General features: G+C 37.0%; 13 protein-coding genes. 8 read left to right on the top strand and 5 right to left on the bottom strand.

What is annotated here, in order from left to right:
* Positions 1–25: 25 nt before the first annotated feature.
* From ahpF to MHB48_RS11150, 3 genes are all read right to left on the bottom strand, one after another.
* Positions 26–1,555, bottom strand: a complete 1,530-nt coding sequence (gene ahpF, locus MHB48_RS11160; RefSeq protein ID WP_342598164.1) for an alkyl hydroperoxide reductase subunit F — start codon at positions 1,553–1,555, stop codon at positions 26–28.
* A 15-nt stretch (positions 1,556–1,570) separates the two neighbouring features.
* A complete protein-coding gene (gene ahpC / locus MHB48_RS11155) occupies positions 1,571–2,134 on the bottom strand; it encodes an alkyl hydroperoxide reductase subunit C (protein ID WP_342598163.1) in 564 nt (187 codons plus the stop codon).
* Positions 2,135–2,673: 539 nt separating this feature from the next.
* Positions 2,674–3,624 (bottom strand): hypothetical protein, encoded by a 951-nt coding sequence (locus MHB48_RS11150; protein WP_342598162.1) that lies wholly within the window; start codon positions 3,622–3,624, stop codon positions 2,674–2,676.
* 538 nt (positions 3,625–4,162) lie between these two features.
* Here MHB48_RS11150 and MHB48_RS11145 point away from each other — a divergent pair.
* The 6 genes from MHB48_RS11145 to glgA all read left to right on the top strand — a co-directional run bounded on the left by MHB48_RS11145 (position 4,163) and on the right by glgA (position 13,469).
* Entirely contained in the window at positions 4,163–5,665 is a 1,503-nt protein-coding gene (locus MHB48_RS11145; RefSeq protein ID WP_342598161.1) for a malate:quinone oxidoreductase, read from the top strand.
* Between the two features lie 756 nt (positions 5,666–6,421).
* Entirely contained in the window at positions 6,422–7,444 is a 1,023-nt protein-coding gene (locus MHB48_RS11140) for a glycoside hydrolase family 15 protein (RefSeq protein WP_342598160.1), read from the top strand.
* Positions 7,445–7,797: 353 nt separating this feature from the next.
* Positions 7,798–9,747 (top strand): 1,4-alpha-glucan branching protein GlgB, encoded by a 1,950-nt coding sequence (gene glgB / locus MHB48_RS11135; RefSeq protein WP_342598159.1) that lies wholly within the window; start codon positions 7,798–7,800, stop codon positions 9,745–9,747.
* The gene (locus MHB48_RS11130) at positions 9,737–10,894 is read left to right on the top strand and encodes a glucose-1-phosphate adenylyltransferase (RefSeq protein ID WP_342598158.1); all 1,158 of its coding nucleotides are present in this window, start codon (positions 9,737–9,739) and stop codon (positions 10,892–10,894) included. Before glgB ends, MHB48_RS11130 begins: the two co-directional genes overlap by 11 nt.
* 15 nt (positions 10,895–10,909) lie before the next feature.
* Positions 10,910–12,016, top strand: coding sequence for a glucose-1-phosphate adenylyltransferase subunit GlgD (gene glgD / locus MHB48_RS11125; protein WP_342598157.1), 1,107 nt, complete (start codon positions 10,910–10,912; stop codon positions 12,014–12,016).
* 16 nt (positions 12,017–12,032) lie between these two features.
* Complete coding sequence (glgA, locus tag MHB48_RS11120) at positions 12,033–13,469, top strand: glycogen synthase GlgA (RefSeq protein ID WP_342598156.1); 1,437 nt, start codon at positions 12,033–12,035, stop codon at positions 13,467–13,469.
* Between the two features lie 289 nt (positions 13,470–13,758).
* Here the strand turns inward: glgA and MHB48_RS11115 are convergent, their stop codons facing one another.
* The gene (locus tag MHB48_RS11115) at positions 13,759–13,899 is read right to left on the bottom strand and encodes a hypothetical protein (protein ID WP_342598155.1); all 141 of its coding nucleotides are present in this window, start codon (positions 13,897–13,899) and stop codon (positions 13,759–13,761) included.
* A 206-nt stretch (positions 13,900–14,105) separates the two neighbouring features.
* On the opposite strand from MHB48_RS11115, the gene MHB48_RS11110 reads away from it, so the two are divergent.
* A protein-coding gene (locus MHB48_RS11110) for an IS3 family transposase (protein ID WP_342598154.1) occupies positions 14,106–15,463 on the top strand; the annotation gives its coding sequence in 2 pieces (ribosomal slippage) (positions 14,106–14,559 and positions 14,559–15,463; 1,359 coding nt in all).
* 124 nt (positions 15,464–15,587) lie between these two features.
* Here MHB48_RS11110 and MHB48_RS11105 read toward each other — a convergent pair.
* Positions 15,588–17,201: a glycosyl hydrolase family 18 protein gene (locus tag MHB48_RS11105; RefSeq protein WP_342598153.1), complete on the bottom strand. Its 1,614-nt coding sequence runs from the start codon at positions 17,199–17,201 to the stop codon at positions 15,588–15,590.
* Positions 17,202–17,456: 255 nt separating this feature from the next.
* Here MHB48_RS11105 and MHB48_RS11100 point away from each other — a divergent pair, with 255 nt between their 5' ends.
* Positions 17,457–18,026: a hypothetical protein gene (locus tag MHB48_RS11100; RefSeq protein WP_342598152.1), complete on the top strand. Its 570-nt coding sequence runs from the start codon at positions 17,457–17,459 to the stop codon at positions 18,024–18,026.
* The last annotated feature ends 735 nt before the right edge of the window (positions 18,027–18,761 follow it).

Below are 18,761 nucleotides of genomic sequence, written 5' to 3'. Positions count from 1 at the left end.
TAGTTCTGTATCTAATGTTGAAAAACTAATTTCGAATTAGATAGTCAAATGAGCCTAATGCTGCAGTTGCACCAGATCCCATAGAAATAATGATTTGGTTATAAGCATTGTCTGTACAATCACCAGCAGCAAATACACCAGGAATTGTAGTAGCTCCACTCTTATCAACGATGATTTCACCAATACGATTTCGTTCAAGTGTTCCTTCTAACCAATCAGTGTTAGGAACTAGGCCGATTTGGACAAATACACCAGCTAATTCGATGTGTTTTTCTTCACCTGTCTCTTGATTTACGTAAGAAATACCATTCACTTTGTCAGTACCAGTAATTTCTTTTGTTTGAGCGTTTGTTAAGACAGTTACATTTGGAAGGCTGTATAAACGTTTTTGTAGTACCTCATCAGCTTTTAACTCTGAGTTATATTCAAGAACTGTTACATGATTCACAATCCCTGCAAGGTCAATCGCTGCCTCAATTCCTGAGTTACCTCCACCGATTACCGCAACGTCTTTCCCTGCAAACAATGGACCATCACAGTGAGGGCAATAAGCTACACCTTTGTTTTTGAACTCTTGCTCACCGGGAACATTAACATTACGCCAACGGGCACCAGTTGAAATGATCACTGCTTTACTCTTAAGAACAGCACCATTTTCTAATTCAACCTCAATTAGGTCTTTCTTTTCTAAACGTTTTGCACGTTGTAGGTTCATAACGTCAATGTTATATTCTTTCACATGCTCTTCAAGTGCTTGCGCAAGCTTTGGTCCTTCTGTCTCTTTCACACTGATAAAGTTTTCGATAGACAGTGTGTCTAAGATTTGGCCACCAAAGCGTTCTGCTACAATACCTGTACGAATACCTTTACGTGCTGAATAGATTGCTGCACTCGAACCAGCTGGACCACCACCAATAACGAGTACATCGTAAGGCTCTTTTCCGGAAAGTTCTTCTACATCAGGACCAGTACCAAATTTAGAGAGAATTTCCTCAATGGTCATTCTACCATTTCCAAATGACTCGCCATTCATGTATACAGCTGGTACTGCTAATATATCTTTGCTTTCCACTTCTTCTTTGTACGCTGCACCATCCACCATTGTGTGTGTAATGTTAGGGTTTAGCACACTCATTATATTAAGGGCTTGCACAACATCAGGGCAGTTGTGGCAGGTTAAGCTAACATATGTTTCGAAGTGATATTCACCAGTAACGTTCTTGATTTGATCGATAATCTTTTGATCCACTTTAGGTGCTCGTCCACTTACTTGAAGTAGTGCTAACACTAAAGAAGTAAATTCATGCCCTAGCGGAACACCAGCAAAAGTAATGCCTGCATCTTCTCCAACACGGTTGACACTAAAGCTAGGAGTTCTTGCAAGTTCTACTTTTTCTACTGTAATTTTAGATGAAAGGGAAGCTAGCTCATCTACTAGAGCTAGCATTTCATCTGAAACTTTGTCAGTTCCTACACTTACCTTTAGTACGATATCGTTTTCAAGCAGTTGAAGGTACTGATTTAATTGAGACTTAATTTCTGCATCAAGTGCCATTTAGTATCGCTCTCCTTAAATTTTACCCACAAGGTCAAGGCTTGGTTTAAGTGTTTCTCCGCCTTCTTGCCATTTAGCTGGGCAAACTTCCCCTGGATTGTTGCGAACATATTGTGCTGCTTTAATTTTGTTAATAAGAATGCTTGCATCACGTCCAATGCCACCTGCATTAATTTCAAGCGCTTGGATTACACCATCTGGGTCGATGATGAAAGTACCGCGGTCAGCAATACCTTCTTCTTCAATTAACACATCGAAGTTGCGAGAAATTACATGAGATGGATCTCCGATCATTGTATAAGTGATTTTACCGATTGCATCTGAACTATCGTGCCATGCTTTATGAACAAAATGAGTATCAGTTGAAACAGAATATACTTCAACATCTAGTTTTTGTAATTCTGGGTATTGTCCTTCAAGATCTTCAAGCTCAGTTGGGCATACGAAAGTAAAGTCAGCTGGGTAGAAGCAAACAACACTCCATTGACCTTTTAAATCTTGATCTGTAACTTCTACAAATTCTCCATTTTTGTATGCTTGTGCTGTAAATGGTAGTATTTCTTTTCCGATTAATGACATAATTAAAATTCCTCCATAAAATTAGTTAATAATAATAATTATCAAGAGTTAATTGTTACGTAGGTGTCGAATTTTGTCAAATATAACACCTTTGTATTATGTATAAACTTTAAAAAAATATACCTATAAATTGAATGAGTATCTTCATTGATACCGTAGGATAAAAGGAGTTGGAAGTATTTATGGTATCAGTAAAAAAAATTACAAAGTACCAATGGTATAAACATTTTTAAGAATCTGGGGTATTGGGGATGTTTTTAAGCTTGAAGGAAGACCTTTTTGTTATATATATTTAGAATCAATACGATGAACCGTTTTATAATTTTTGACTTTCTTTCGCCTCATTTTTCATTGTTGGTTTTATATTGAGGAGTTCTCATTTAGGAATAAGAGTAAATACCTCGTATAGGAGTATCACGGTGAAACCGTAAAAAATGGGCGGAACCTCACGGTTCCAGCCCATTTTTGACACAATCAGAAGATTGCCTTTATCCTTTTACTTCTCATCAAAACACTGAAACTGGTCCATCGATTTTTTTCTAGTAAGCCAGCGTACCAGGATCGGTATTGCCAAATGTCAGATAAAACGGCATGCCTAAAATTCCAGGAGGAATAAATACATCGAACGAGCCACACTCAACGTCATAGCGTCGTACCGAGCCTGTATCGGGTCCGTTTCCAGTAATAGGGACAAAGAGTTTTCCTTCCGGTCCAAACAGTATAGCCTGCGCGAAGGCACGGGGCCCTCCGACTTCATCAAGGTCAATCTTTTTGATAAATGTACCCGTTTTGCCTTCAAAAACTAAAATTTTGTCGGTGTCATCCGCGTCCGCTCGGAAACTGGTGATGTAGAGGTTACCGTCTGGACCGAAGACCAAACCTTCAGGACGATTGAGGTCACTAAAGGGGGAAATGAACACTCCACCGAACGCCCCTGTTTTCAAGTTATAGCGTACTACCGAACCACCAATCTGACCTTCCGGAGTATTAGGATTGTTGCGGACGGACACATACAGATAGCCATCCGGCCCTATGACTACACTGCGGGGAAAGAACTCCCCGCTGGGTGGGTGGTCAAGGTTCCGTATCAACGTCGCGGTATTGCCGTTATTCTTATACATCCGAACTTCCCCGTGCTGGCCGTTTTCTTCAATTATCACGTCAGCCACAAACAGGATATTGTGTTCCGAGAGGACGATGCCCCGCGGAGCAAACGAAGCGCCTTCTTGAATGGAGCTAACGAGTTCACCAAGAAAAGCCCCAGTCTCTCCATTATACTTCAACACGTTGCCGTTTAGAGGTAGATCGACGTTCTGGTTAGAGACAAGGAGATTGCCCACATGGTTGAAGATAAGACCTTGAGGACCGATTAAGCCGCCGCTTCCTGGTGTTACAAAAGTGCCAATGAACCGTCCAGTGACTGCGTCAAAACGCTTCACGGTGTCGTCTCTTTGATCACCAATAAAGAGAGAGTCTCTACGAATACCCATAAAAAAACCACCTTCTAAAATAATCTAGTAAAAACTAATTTTCACTTACTATAATGTATGTGAACGAGAGATTTGAGATATAGACAAACTCCCTAATGAAATAACAAAATTTCTAAATTATGTAATATTAATTCCGCTTTCCGAAATAGTAAATGTAAAATATTATGTAAGTATGTAAAAATCTTATTTTAAATAGTTTCGCAGAACCGCACCACAAGTTAAGCGAAAATTAGATGGTGGCAGTTGATTGTTAACGGCAAACCAGAGACTTAACTCTTACAAGAAGCCAGGGTAAGGCATTTCTTTTGGTGTGTTTCTGGGCGTGAAAGAGTTCTCACTTTTTACTACCTTTTAAACAATTTTATAACTTTCATTTTATATTTGATGTTTTAATTACTAACTAATTTTGATAGACTATTAAAGGTATATAATTGATACAGAAAAGGTGTGTCACTGTATTGCGCCTTGGCTTGCTGTGAAACCTAAGCTGGTGCTTCTACATCATTTCTGAAAGTCTTATAGAATAAGGATGATAAAAATGAGCAACAAAGAAACTAAAACAGACGTTATCTTAATTGGTGCGGGAGTCATGAGTGCGACTTTGGGATCATTACTGAAAGAATTAGCACCAGACTGGGAAATCAAAGTGTTTGAGAAGCTTGCAAACGCAGGAGAGGAAAGCTCTAACGAATGGAATAATGCGGGAACAGGGCATTCTGCACTGTGCGAGCTTAACTATACACCCGAAAAATCGGATGGATCCATAGATATTAGCAAAGCTATACAAATTAATGAACAGTTTCAGCTTTCAAGACAGTTTTGGTCTTATCTTGTAGACACCAATTTGATCCGTAATCCGCAGGACTTTATCGTGTCTTTGCCTCATATGAGTTTAGTAGAAGGGGAAAAAGATGTATCGTTCTTGAAAAAACGATTTGAAGCGTTGTCAAACAATCCCCTGTTTCAAGGGATGGAATTTTCCGATGACCCTGGAAAGCTAATGGAATGGATTCCGCTTATTATGGAAGGTCGTACGTCGAATGAACCGATAGCGGCAACAAAAATCGACTCTGGAACTGATGTCAACTTTGGGGCTTTAACAGGCCTGTTATTTGACCACTTAAAGAGTAATAACGTTGAGATAAACTACAAACATAGTGTTAATGACATTAAACGTACTACCGACGGCTCGTGGGAAGTGAAAGTACGTAATCTCGATAGCGGTAAGGTCGAAAGTCATACTGCAAAATTCGTCTTTATCGGCGGCGGTGGAGGAAGCTTGCATTTACTACAAAAATCCGGTATTCCAGAATCAAAACATATTGGAGGATTCCCAGTAAGCGGACTATTTATGGTATGTAACAACCCAGAAGTTGTAGCTCAGCATCATGCAAAAGTATATGGAAAAGCTAAGGTTGGTGCTCCGCCAATGTCTGTTCCGCATCTAGACACAAGATTTATCGACAACCAAAAATCATTGCTGTTTGGACCGTTTGCCGGCTTCTCGCCAAAGTTCTTAAAAACAGGTTCCATGTTTGATTTGATAACATCCGTAAAACCGGATAATCTCGTAACCATGTTGGCGGCAGGTGTAAAAGAGATGTCATTGACAAAATACCTAATCCAGCAAGTAATGTTATCGAATGAAAAGCGTATGGAAGATTTACGAGAGTTTATCCCGAACGCCAAAAGCGAGGATTGGGATATAGTGGTAGCTGGCCAACGTGTGCAAGTTATCAAAGATACAGAGACTGGCGGTAAAGGAACACTTCAATTTGGTACAGAAGTTGTTACTGCCGAAGATGGCTCAATAGCTGCATTACTAGGAGCTTCTCCGGGTGCTTCAACTGCCGTTCACGTTATGCTTGAGATACTTAATAAATGTTTCCCGCAACATATAAAAGAGTGGGAACCGAAAATCAAAGAAATGATTCCATCTTATGGCGTTCCACTAATGGAAAACCCAGAGCTTCTGCACGAAATTCATACTTCAACAGCAGAGTCGCTTGGTCTAAACGAAAAAGAGTTAGTCTATAGTTAATTCTTTGGATGTAGAAACAAAGCTATTTAATGAAAATATTTAAGTAACTTTTTTCATTTATGGAGAATTGTTTCTTTGATGAAGAATATAAAACAGAGAATCTTTGATCTATTTTTTTTAGATTGAAGGTTCTTTTTTTAATATTAGAGAGGATACGGTAAGTCTCATTATTAATAATTTTATAAATAGTACTTTGTCATTTAAATGAAGACATTTATCACTTCGTTGATTGAAGCGGCAGGTGGCGACTCCAGCGGGATGAGTGAGACAGATAAGGCATCACAAACGACGCGTGAGTTGTGGTGATGGCTTATCGCTCACCCCGCGGAATGCGTCCGCCTAGAGTGAATCAACTATACTTTATTTCGTATATAAAAAATTTTTTCTTTAAGTTAGAGGGATTAAAGGAAAAAGAACAGGTATACACAATTAGTTAAAAAATTGGGTACTTTCCGAGATTCAAATGTAAGTTGATTTGAAATTATATCTTGGGGGTATTAGTAACTTTGGATATAACACACTGAATAGAATTTTGAATCGTGGGCATTTTCTATACTGAAATATAAAGTGTCAGCAAATGAAAATTTTGGGGAATTGGGTATACTTGCTTTTCCAAATAACAATTTACTACATAAAATATTAATACTTAAATTTCCTCACTTAAAAATGGAAGCGCTTTCTCGGGATAGTTTGTCTAGAATAAACGCAAATGGTTAACAATCACAGTAAAGGTATTATTTAAGGGGGTTCTCTCATATGAAAATCAACAATGCAATTGAGGTTTTAGATCGGATGCGCCTACCGAACGGCGCTTACACTGCCAGTATTTCAAAGGACTACAATTTTGTTTGGATACGTGATGTCATATACACGGTTTTACCTTTTTTGCACAGCCAATCTGAGCGGTATGAAAAAGCATTTCATGCATTATTTGACCTTTTTATAACTTATGAATGGAAAATCGACATTCACCGTGAACAAAAACCGGTTTATCTTTTTGAATATATCCACTCACGGTATTCTACAGATTTAAAGGAAATGAGCCAAGAGTGGGGTCATGCTCAAAATGATGCAATAGGTTCCTTCTTATGGGGAGTAGGGGTGGGCATGAGCCATGGACAAAAGGTTATCCGTGATGACAAAGATCTCGCTATTGTTCAGAAGCTAGTCGACTATCTTGAATGTCTTCAATACTGGCAGGCAAAGGATAATGGAATGTGGGAAGAGAATATGGAACTGCATGCTTCAAGTGTAGGTGCATGCGTGGCAGGCTTGCGTGCGGTGAAAATGCTCGTAAATGTTAAGGATGAACTGATTCAAAAGGGTGAGGAGACGCTGCGGTTTCTTTTGCCAAGGGAAAGTGAAACGAAAGAAACAGATTTATCGCTGCTTTCACTTATCTATCCGTATCGAATAGTTGAAAGAAAAACGGCGCTTAAGATAGTCGAGATGGTTTCCAAACACCTTGAGCGGACAAATGGTTGTATTCGTTATCAGAACGATCAGTATTACAACGAAGGAAGCGAAGCAGAATGGTGCTTCGGACTACCTTGGCTAGGATTATGCTATTTTGAACTGGGCATGTATGAAAAGGCTTATGAATATGTAAATAAAACGGAACTAATCGTACCAGATAATTGGGAAGTCCCTGAATTATATATTGGCGGTAAAAATGTGCCAAATGGCAACACTCCACTAGCTTGGTCCGTCTCCCTTTCCTATTTATTTTTAAACCGTATGATTAATATGTCTTCTTCGCAATTGACAGGAAATGACTGATCTAAAATACAGGTTTATACTTATAAATTCTTAGGGATCAGATTTAATATATTGTTAAAACTCTTTTCAAAATCAGTCTCTTCTTAGGTGTGAAAAAGTATGGTGTGGGAACTCAGCAGATAAATGTGTAGGCGAAGTGCACATGAGAATTTATAATTTTTTAACAGTACACGATCAAATAGAATGTTACAAAAATCCTTCATTTCATGGAGGATTTTTTATTCTGTCTAAAATTATTATTATGATAATAAAAAGTAAAATATATTAAAGGTGTTTTTTGATAGATGGCGAATAATTTAGGAGATGAACTGGTATATTAATTGAAATATTCATAGGTTGAAAGAGGTGTTGAAATGGTAGAAATTCTGAAGTTCAATAACCAGCTATACCCAAGTGATTTTGATGTATATCTTTTCCATGAAGGAACGTTGTTTGAAAGTTATAAGATGCTCGGCGCTCATATCCTTTATGAGAACGATATTCAAGGTGTGCGTTTTGCGGTTTGGGCTCCTCATGCAAAGCAGGTATCGGTCGTGGGTAATTTTAATAATTGGAATGGTACCCAAAACCAAATGGAACGCTTGGATCATTCTGGAATCTGGGTGTTATTTATTCCCGAGCTTGGACATGGTGACATCTATAAATATGAGATTACAGGACCAGATGGGCGGAAGGAATTAAAAGCAGATCCGTATGCCTTTTATTCGGAACTCCGACCGTCAACAGCTTCTATCATCTACAATTTAAATACATTTGAATGGCAAGATCAAAAATGGATGGCACAGCGAATAAAGAAAGATATTTACCACAAACCGATGATGATTTACGAAGTTCACTTGGCTTCCTGGAAACAAAAAGAAGATGGTGAGTTTTATAGTTATCAAGAACTTGCGGACGAATTAGTCGATTATGCAATTGATAATGGCTTTACACATATAGAGTTGATGCCTGTTATGGAGCATCCTTACGATGGTTCATGGGGTTACCAAATAACAGGATATTATTCAGTGACTAGCAGATACGGCACACCTGAGCAATTAATGTATTTTATAGATCAATGCCATCGAAATGGCCTTGGTGTAATTCTTGATTGGGTGCCTGCACATTTTTGTAAGGATGTCCATGGTCTTGGACGGTTCGACGGAACGCCTCTCTTCGAATCAGCGGATCCCATGCGAGCCGAGAGGCCTATCTGGGGAACATATAGCTTTGACTATAGGAAGCCCGAAGTCGTCAGCTTCCTGATTTCAAACGCAATGTTTTGGATGGACTTCTATCATGTGGATGGACTTCGGATTGATGCAGTTTCTTCCATGATTTATCTAAATCATGATAATCCACTTCCTGTAAAATTGAAGAATCAATATGGTGGCGAAGAAAATCTGGAAGCAATTGATTTTCTAAAAAAGTTAAATGAAACCATTTTCCAAAAGTATCCTGGTGCCCTCATGATGGCGGAGGAAGCAACCGAATGGCCGCTAGTTACTAGTCCCACTAGTACAGGCGGTCTTGGATTCAATTATAAATGGAATATGGGCTGGTCAAATGACGTACTTAAATATATGAAGCTTGATGTTAAAGAACGACCAAAGCATCATCACCTTTTGACGTTTTCATTTTTTTATGCATTTTCGGAAAATTTTGTCCTTCCATTTTCGCATGATGAAATGGTCCATGGAAAAAGGTCATTAGTAAATAAAATGCCCGGCGATTACTGGCAAAAATTCGCAAATTTACGCCTCTTATTTGGCTATTTATTCGCGCATCCAGGAAAAAAACTTTTATTTATGGGCAGTGAATTTGGGCAGTTTGACGAATGGAAATACCGGCAAGAAATGGATTGGATGCTTTTAGATTTTGACGCTCACTCCAATTTTTCTCGATACTATAAAGAATTAAATAAATTTTATCAGGAAACCAATTCCCTATGGCGTCTGGACCATGAACTAACAGGCTTTCAATGGATCGATGCGGACAATGCGAAACAAAGCGTGATTACCTTTATGAGAAAAGGAAAACGGAAGGGGGATTATTGCATTGTTGTTTGTAATTTTTCTGCCGATGTTTACCATAATTATCAAATAGGGGTTCCGTCCAATGGGAAATATTTCGAAGCATTTAATAGTGATGCTGCATCATTTGGCGGATCGGGACAGGTGAATTCTACCCCAATGCATGCCAGTAAGGTCCCACACCATAACCAACCTTGCAGTCTGGAAATAACCGTACCGCCGCTAGGAATTGCTATATTCATGAAAGAAACAAAAACAAGACAAAGGGGATTCAGTACAAATGGCATCTAAAAAATGGGTAGCAATGCTTTTAGCTGGTGGACAAGGCTCAAGACTCGGGGAATTGACGAGTGACTTAGCTAAACCCGCGGTACCATTTGGAGGCAAATACCGTATTATCGATTTTACCTTAAGCAACTGTACACATTCAGGTATTGATACAGTCGGCATACTTACCCAATATCGTCCGCACATTTTAAATTCATATATTGGTAACGGCCGTCCGTGGGATCTGGACCGCAATAACGGTGGGGTTTCTATGCTTCCACCTTATCAGGGGAAGGATGGTGGTGAATGGTATAAAGGTACCGCAAATGCCGTGTATCAAAATTTTCATTTTATCGATCATAATGACCCAGAATATGTACTTGTAATTTCAGGGGATCATATCTACAAGATGGATTATAATAAAATGCTTGAAGATCATATTGATAAGGGTGCACATGCTACCATTGCAGTCATAGAGGTACCTTGGGAAGAAGCAAATCGCTTTGGCATAATGAATACCAATGAAACGGATCGAATAATTGAATTTGATGAAAAACCTAAACATCCCAAAAGTAATTTGGCTTCGATGGGTGTGTATCTCTTTAACTGGAAGCACCTCAAAAAATATTTAACAGAAGACGAACAGGATAGAAGTTCCACTAATGACTTTGGAAAAGACGTAATTCCAAAGATGCTGAAAGATGAAGCAAAATTACAAGCGTATCGATTTAAAGACTACTGGAAAGACGTCGGTACGATAGAAAGCCTGTGGGAAGCGCATATGGATTTATTGGAAGAGCCATCCAATTTTAAACTTGGAGACCTAAACTGGCAAATATACGCAGGGAATGCCAACCACCCCCCACAATATATATCTAAAGATGCTGATGTGACGCAATCATTAGTCAATGAAGGTTGTTTGGTATTTGGGAAGGTTGACCATTCTGTTCTTTCCTACAATGTCCAAGTTGGAAATGGCTCTATCATAAAGAATTCCGTTATCATGCCAAATGTGAAAATCGGAAATAATGTCATAATCGAAAAGGCTATAATCGGTAGCGGTTCAATTATCGAAGATGGCGTTGTAATCTCTGACTCTAAACAGGGGCTGACCTTAATTGGTGAAAATCAGCTGGTTTCTTCGGAAAGTGATTTGCTGCAAGCTTTATAATAGGAGGTAGCTTAAATGAGGAATGTATTAGGTGTTATTAATCTTGTAAATGAAAGACCCATATTAAAAGAATTGACCCATCACCGTTGCCTAGCCTCTGTACCATTTGGCGGACGCTATCGAATGATTGATTTCACCATGTCAAACTTTATGAATGTCTCCGTAAGTAAAGTTGCCATTTTCACAAAAGATAAATATCGATCGTTGATGGATCATCTAGGTTCTGGAAAGGAATGGGATCTCGATCACCGTTCACAAGGTCTATTCATTCTTCCGTCGATCCATCCTGATGAAAAAATTAAAGGAGATCTACAGCAGTTCTATGATCATCTAGAATTTTTCCAACGGGCAACTGCAGATACAGTAATTATTGCTCCTGGTCATCATATTTGTAAAATTGACTTTAACGATGTGATTAAAGAACACGAAAGTAATGAAGCTGATATTACAGTTTTGTATAAGGATTATGATGGGGTACCAGTGAAAAGACCACTTTATCATCAATGTTCACTTGATGATAATGGTGAAGTCCGAGATATAAACCTTTATACGTCACCTAAGAAAGGTGACCATGTATGTTTGGAAACATATGTGATTAAAAAACAACTATTAATAGATTTAATTAAAAATTGTATAGAGTATGATGAATATGATTTTTTGAAAGATATTGTTAAAGCAAATTTGATAAATCTAAAAGTACAAGGGTATCAGTTCACGGGTTATATGCCATTTATTCATTCCCTAGAAACATACCATGCTAGTAACATGGAATTTCTTAACCCAGAAATTCTTCGCAACTTTTTTTATGATTCATGGGAAGTTTTCACGAAAATTAAACATGAGTCACCTGCTGAATTTGCAAATTCCTCAAAGGTGTCTAATTCCTTAATTGCCAATGGATGTATTATTGAAGGCACCGTCGAAAATAGTATTATTTTCCGAGGAGTAAAAGTTAGAAAAGGTGCAGTAGTTAAAAACAGTATCATTATGCAGAAGGGTGATATTGAAGAAGGAGCACATATCGAAAATGTGATTTCTGATAAACAAGTAGTTATTACTAGGGATCAAATCATTACAGCAAGAAATAAGCCGTTGGTAATCAAGAAAGAAGAAGTAGTTTAAACTGGAGGACAATAGCATGAATGTTTTATTTGCAGCCTCAGAGTGCGCCCCATTTATAAAGACTGGGGGATTGGGTGATGTTATTGGTGCCTTGCCTCAATCTTTACAAGAAAAGGGAGCAAACGTCAGCGTAATATTACCGAAATATGGCGATCTTCCATTACATTTTCAAGAGCAGATGCAATGGATCAAAAGCATTGAAGTGCCTGTAGGCTGGAGACGCCAATTTTGCGGTATAGAAAAATTTCATTATCAGGGGATTACAGTATACTTTCTCGATAACGAATATTATTTTAAGAGGCATGGCAGTTATGGCTTTGGGGATGATGGGGAACGTTTCGCTTTCTTTTCCCGAGCTGTACTGGAGGCTTTACCATACTTAGAGGAACGGACCGATATTATCCATTGCCATGATTGGCAAACTGGGTTAATTCCTGTTCTATTGAAGGCACATTATGAAAATAATCCAACTTATAAGGGAATTAAAACGGTATTTACCATTCATAATTTACGCTACCAAGGTGTATATCCTAAATCAGTGCTTTCCGATTTACTGGATTTAAGCGAGCTTTATTTTCACATGGATGCCTTAGAGTTTTATGGGGATGTCAGTTACCTCAAAGGAGGGCTGGCCTTTGCTGATTGCGTGACAACTGTAAGTTCAACCTATGCATACGAAATACAGTCTCCTTTTTATGGGGAAAGACTTGATGGGTTTTTACGAAAAAGAGACGCTGATCTACAAGGAATCGTGAACGGAATTGACAATGACTCCTATGATCCTAAACGTGATGAAAATTTATTTCTTCCATTCGACGATTATAAGGGGAAGTCTGTAAATAAAAAGCACCTACAGGAAACACTCGGGCTTCCTATGAACACTGATATTCCAATAATTTCAATGGTTACAAGACTAGTTGATCAAAAAGGCATAGATTTGATTCTACATGTCTTCCATGAAATTATCGGATTGAATGTCCAATTTGTTTTATTAGGTACAGGCGATCAGCAGTATGAAGAGGCATTCAGGTACTTTGAAGAAGTTTATCCCGATAAAGTTTCAGCCAACCTTTATTTTGATGAAGCATTGTCACGAAAAATTTATGCCGGTTCTGATCTTTTTCTTATGCCATCCCAATTTGAACCGTGCGGCATTGGACAATTGCTCGCACTTCGCTATGGATCCTTGCCGCTCGTCCGCGAAACAGGTGGGCTGAAGGATACGGTTATACCTTATAATGAATTTACCGAAGAAGGAAATGGATTCAGCTTTGCTAATTATAATGCCCACGAATTGCTGTATACGATTGAGCTAGCAGTCGGACTTTATCGCTTCCAGCCTAACAAATGGAGAAACTTAGTAGGGCACGCAATGGATCTTGATTTTAGCTGGTCATCATCTTCGCAGCAATATCTAAAATTGTATCAGGACCTCCTGAAATCTGATAAATAAAAAAGAACCGTTTTTATATATATGAAAACCATTTATTTGTGTGCCACATAAATAAGGATTTTCATACACATTAAAAGATGACGCAGTCCTAAAATGGATGCGTCATCTTTTTTGCGCTTAGTACGGATGAGTCTTAAGGATACAAGTGCGCATTATTCCAAAGACCAAATGGCCAATGCAACAAGCTGGCAATGATTGATTGGATGAATTTTTAATAAGAGTCGTTCTACAATTGAAAATTACTGAAGTATTTAAATCATACTATCGTTCATTTATGTTATTAGTTGTATTATCGATTATTTTGGTTATTTTGTGGTGTGTCTTTACGTTTAGTTTGATTTAAATTTAGTTCTTCTGCAAATTCTTCACGAGTGTTGTTTTTTGAATTAGGTTCTTTCTTCTTAAAGTTTGGTTTACTTTGCTTTGTCATGGTATCGTCACCTCCTAGAGTTTAATGTGCTCAGTTTAGATGGTCTTATTCAAAATGATTTGCTCTTAGTAATTGTTTCATGAAATTGAAATTGTTTAATGAAATCTTCTTCAAGTAAAGGGAGGATTTAGTTAAAAAACAGGGCTGATTCTACTGAACTGCCCCGTAAAAGTTAGACACCAATCTAACTTTTACGGGGGTTTTTTATGGCAAAAGTAAGGGCTGAACAACGTATTCAAGCAGTTCAACGATACTTATATGGAAATGAATCTATGATTGAAATCGCAAAAGATATCGGAGTGACAGATCGGGTTGTAAATGAATGGGTTCGCCGTTATCAAAAAAATGGTGTAGAGACTTTCTTAAAGTCCTATACAAAATATTCAGCTGACTATAAAATGAATGTACTTAATTATATGAACGAGACAGGTACATCTTCGATTAATACAGCTGCATTATTTAATATTTCATCTCCTGGCATGATTCGGAATTGGAAAATGAAGTTTGAGGTTGGTGGTTATGATGCCCTTGTTTCTAAGAAAAAGGGGCGTCCATCCATGAAAAAAGAAACAAAAAGAACAACGAAACCAACACCAATTGAAGGATCTGTTGAGGCATTAGAGGTACGTATTAAACAATTAGAAATGGAGAATGCGTACTTAAAAAAGTTGAATACTTTAGTTCAAATGCAAGAAAAATTACCAATCAAATCAAAGCGCAAGTAATTTATGAACTAAAGGAAATCTATGAAGTAGTGGAATTAATCAAAGTCGCTGATATTCCACGTAGTACGTATTATTACTGGGAAAAGCGTTTGAATCGTACTGATAAATACGCTGAAGTGAAAGTCGCAATTCAGTCCATTTATCTTGAACATAAGGGACGTTATGGTTATCGTAGGATTGCCAAAGAACTGAAAAAATACGGCTTTCATTATGATCCTAAAACGATTAATTATTTGATGAATGCCATTGGCATAAAATGTGAAGTCCGCATGAAGAAATACCGTTCGTATAAAGGAAACGTCGGAAAAATTGCCCCAAACATGTTGCAACGCGATTTTACAGCGAAAAAAATGAACGAGAAATGGGTAACAGACGTGACAGAGTTCCATCTATTTGGTGAGAAACGCTATTTATCACCCGTCCTTGATTTATGCAATGGCGAAATCATTGCATACACAGTAATGAGTCGTCCAGTGTACAAACTAGTCCATGATATGCTAGAACAAGCATTGGAGCGCCTTCAATCAAGTGATCAAGTCATTCTTCATTCGGATCAAGGTTGGCACTATCAAATGAAAAAGTATCGACAAACATTAAAACAACATGGGATAATGCAGAGTATGTCCCGTAAGGGCAATTGTTTGGACAACGCAGTCATTGAAAATTTCTTTGGCTTATTAAAATCTGAACTCCTGTATCTACAAGAGTTTGAATCCATGGCACATTTTGAACAGGAACTCAAAGACTATATTCACTATTACAATCACAAACGAATGAAGGAAAAATTAAAAGACCTAAGCCCGGTGGAGTACCGAACTAAGGTCTTAGAAGTTGCTTAACTATATATGTCTAACTTTTTTGGGTCAGATCACTACACGTTTTGTAGATCAAGCCCTGTTTTTATTTTAACCTTATTTAGCAACAACCTTTGGGAAACACTTTCTTCGAGGAGGGTGATGTTAATTATTTTATTAATTGATATTTTTCTAGATCTTCACTCGCACGATTAACCATCGCTGCCATTTGCGCCCTTTTAACATTATCGCTAGGGTAAAATCCTCCATCTTCTTTACCCTTAATAACCCCATTACTACTTAGTTTTAAAATATCTAAATACGCCCAATGTTCTTTTTGTACATCATAAAAAGGAGATTCATTCGTATTATTTAATGGGTAATCTAATATTCTCGATAATATTGCTGATAATTGAGCTCTTGAAATTTTGGCATTTGGTTTAAATGTGTGTGGATTCGTTCCATTAACAATATTATATTTATGTGCAATTTCAATATCTCGTTTTGCCCAATGGTTAGTAGGAACATCCGTAAAATAATTGGGTACTGTTTCGTTTGTTTCGTCTAAACCAATAGCGTTAATAATGATTTTAACAGCTTGTGCCCTTGTTAAATCAGCATTTGGGTCAAAAGTGTATTCGGTTTTTCCGCTAATCCATCCCTTTTTATAAAGAGACAAAATATCCTTTTCTGCCCAATGATTTTCTGAATCTATAAAATTATGTTCTCCATTCGCCCATGACGAATAAAAATCCCATATTCCGTTATCCGCTTGATTTAAATCCCAACTACCAGTTCCTCTTAAATTGTATTTCTCTACTAATCTTAATTTATATTTTAATGATAAATCATTTTCATACCATATTGTGTAATTGCCCGTTGTAAGTTTTTTACCACCAATATAAGTTGGTGAATCACTACTTTTAACATTGAATTTAGCATAAGCTGATTTGGAGGAATTATCAAAATATAGTTTTCCTTTATGTTTGTTTACTATGCTTTTGACAGATTTATTTGCTACACCTTCTCCTCCAATTTTCTCGTCATCTTTCCAGATTCGACCGTAAAAAGGTAGGCCTAAAACTACTTTCTTTGAATCAACACCTTGATTTAATAAAGATTTAATAGAATTTTCAACAAATGATAAACTAGCGACTGGACCTGCTGGACCACCTTTCCAGCTTTCATCATATGCCATTACCATCAAGTAATCGCTATATTCACTGATTTTTAAATAATCATATGACCCATGCCATCCTACTGTCCATCCATTTGGATTTGCAGCAACCGCTATGGATATTGTTTTATCATTGGGCATTTTTTCATTTAATAATCGTATAAAATCTGTGAATTCTTCCTTATCTGTATAGTTTAAATTCTCAATATCTATATCTATTCCATCTAAGTTATTTTTTACTACAGAATCTACTAATTGAGTAGATAAGCTTTCTCTATTTTTCATAGCAATTTGACCTAAATTTCTATCGAAATTGTTAGTAATAAATGGTACGACTTTTAATCCTCTTTTGTGTAACTCTTCTATTAATCTTTTATCTATGGATGATTTTAAACTACCGTCAGCGTTTAAATTATAGAATTCTGGCGTAGCCGTATTTATCGCACCTAATGTCATATCTATATTTTCTAAAGAGGATTCAGAAGTTCCACCATATATATAAGTCATGTGTATGTCATTTGCCGAGGCAACAGCACTAAATGGATAGGCCAAAAATGTAATAAATAATGCCGGGATTAGAAAATATTTTTTTAATTTTTTTTTCATTGCTTTCTTCCTTTAAAATAGATTTTATCAACTTTAATTATCTATTATTAGGGTCAAATAACAATGATGAAAATATGGTATCTTAGAGTTATTAAGTAAATTAGGCTATAAAATTATGAAGCTATCAATAAAAAATCTTAATGTAGGAGTGGGGAAATGGGGAAATTTTTTGTTCCTTCACAGGGTGCAGTTTCATGGAGAGAATTCCTTACGGATCCTGAGAAACATTGAAAAGAAGGGTACTCAGCGTATGAATTGGCGATTTGTTGGGAAGAAGCAACCAATTTACCACCTAGTGTAGAAAGAGTATTTAAACAGAGTAAGTTACCTATATTTAATGAAGTTGAAGTATTGTATGGATTTCCAGAGTACAAGGTTGCTTTACCTGGTGGAAGGGCAAGTTCACAAAATGATCTTTATGTACTTGCGAAAGCAAATAATGAACTTTTAACGATTATGGTTGAAGGAAAAGTTTCAGAACCCTTTGGAGAAACTGTATCAGCATGGTTAGGCGAACATCCTAGTAATGGTAAAAGAAAAAGATTGAAATACTTACTTGAATTACTTGAATTACATGAGGGTAGTGTTGTGAATAAGAGATATCAATTATTGCATAGGACTGCTTCCTCTTTAATTGAAGCTAAGAACATTAATACTAATAATTCACTTATGCTCGTTCATTCGTTTAGTAAGACTGGAAAATGGTATGAAGACTATGCGGAGTTTGTTAAGCTTTTCAACTTATCACCTAAGAAAGATGGAATTGTTGGACCCGTACAGTTAAACGGGATAAATTTATATTTTGGATGGGTAACTGAGGTATAGAAAGTTTAAACAGAGACAGATAACACTTCTCTAGGCGGTGATTTTCGAATTGTGCACAGCTATTTTTGTAGACGAGGTGTTATTGATGAAGTGTGATTATCTGATTTGGTTGAATATGAACGTGCAGAACGTTCGTTTTTTTTCATCGATAGTAGGAGTATAATTTTTGAAATGTAATAATAGAACATTTTTAGAGGAGCAAAGGGTATATAGACTGAATTTTAATCAAAGATTTTGGAGAAATGATATGACCTATTATACATAGAAGATTGATGTCGGATTATGGTGTGTTTTAAGGTACTCAAGAGCGGTTTTTGTTAGTTTTTGCGGTTTCCCAGGAAATATTTCGTTTACGAATTATTCGCTCATTTCTTAATGAGCTACAAGAAAAGATTAATATATTTGAAGTGTCCCAAGTTGTGAGTTAGATAAGATTTCCCGATAGATAGAGTCGTTGCTAAATCAATATTAATTAACTGAATCTAAAATATTAAATTATTATACTACTTCTGTAAAAGAATTGAGGCAAGTTTATATAGATTAAGTGATATCAGTGACCATTACTTAAAAAGAGATGCAACCTTGAAATAAGGTAGTATCTCTTTTTGAGTGTCCAATCCTCATTAGTACAGTATAACTAGTTAGAAAGCGAGATGGAATTATGAATCTTCACTTTTGTGGCTTCAATTGCTTGAAATTCATACGAGATTTACAATAATTTATAAAAAGATTAAA

This window comes from Psychrobacillus sp. FSL H8-0483, from assembly GCF_038637725.1.
GTDB lineage: Bacteria > Bacillota > Bacilli > Bacillales_A > Planococcaceae > Psychrobacillus.
The sequence above is the reverse complement of the archived record's forward strand: the minus strand, read 5'-3'. Positions and strand labels throughout refer to the sequence as shown.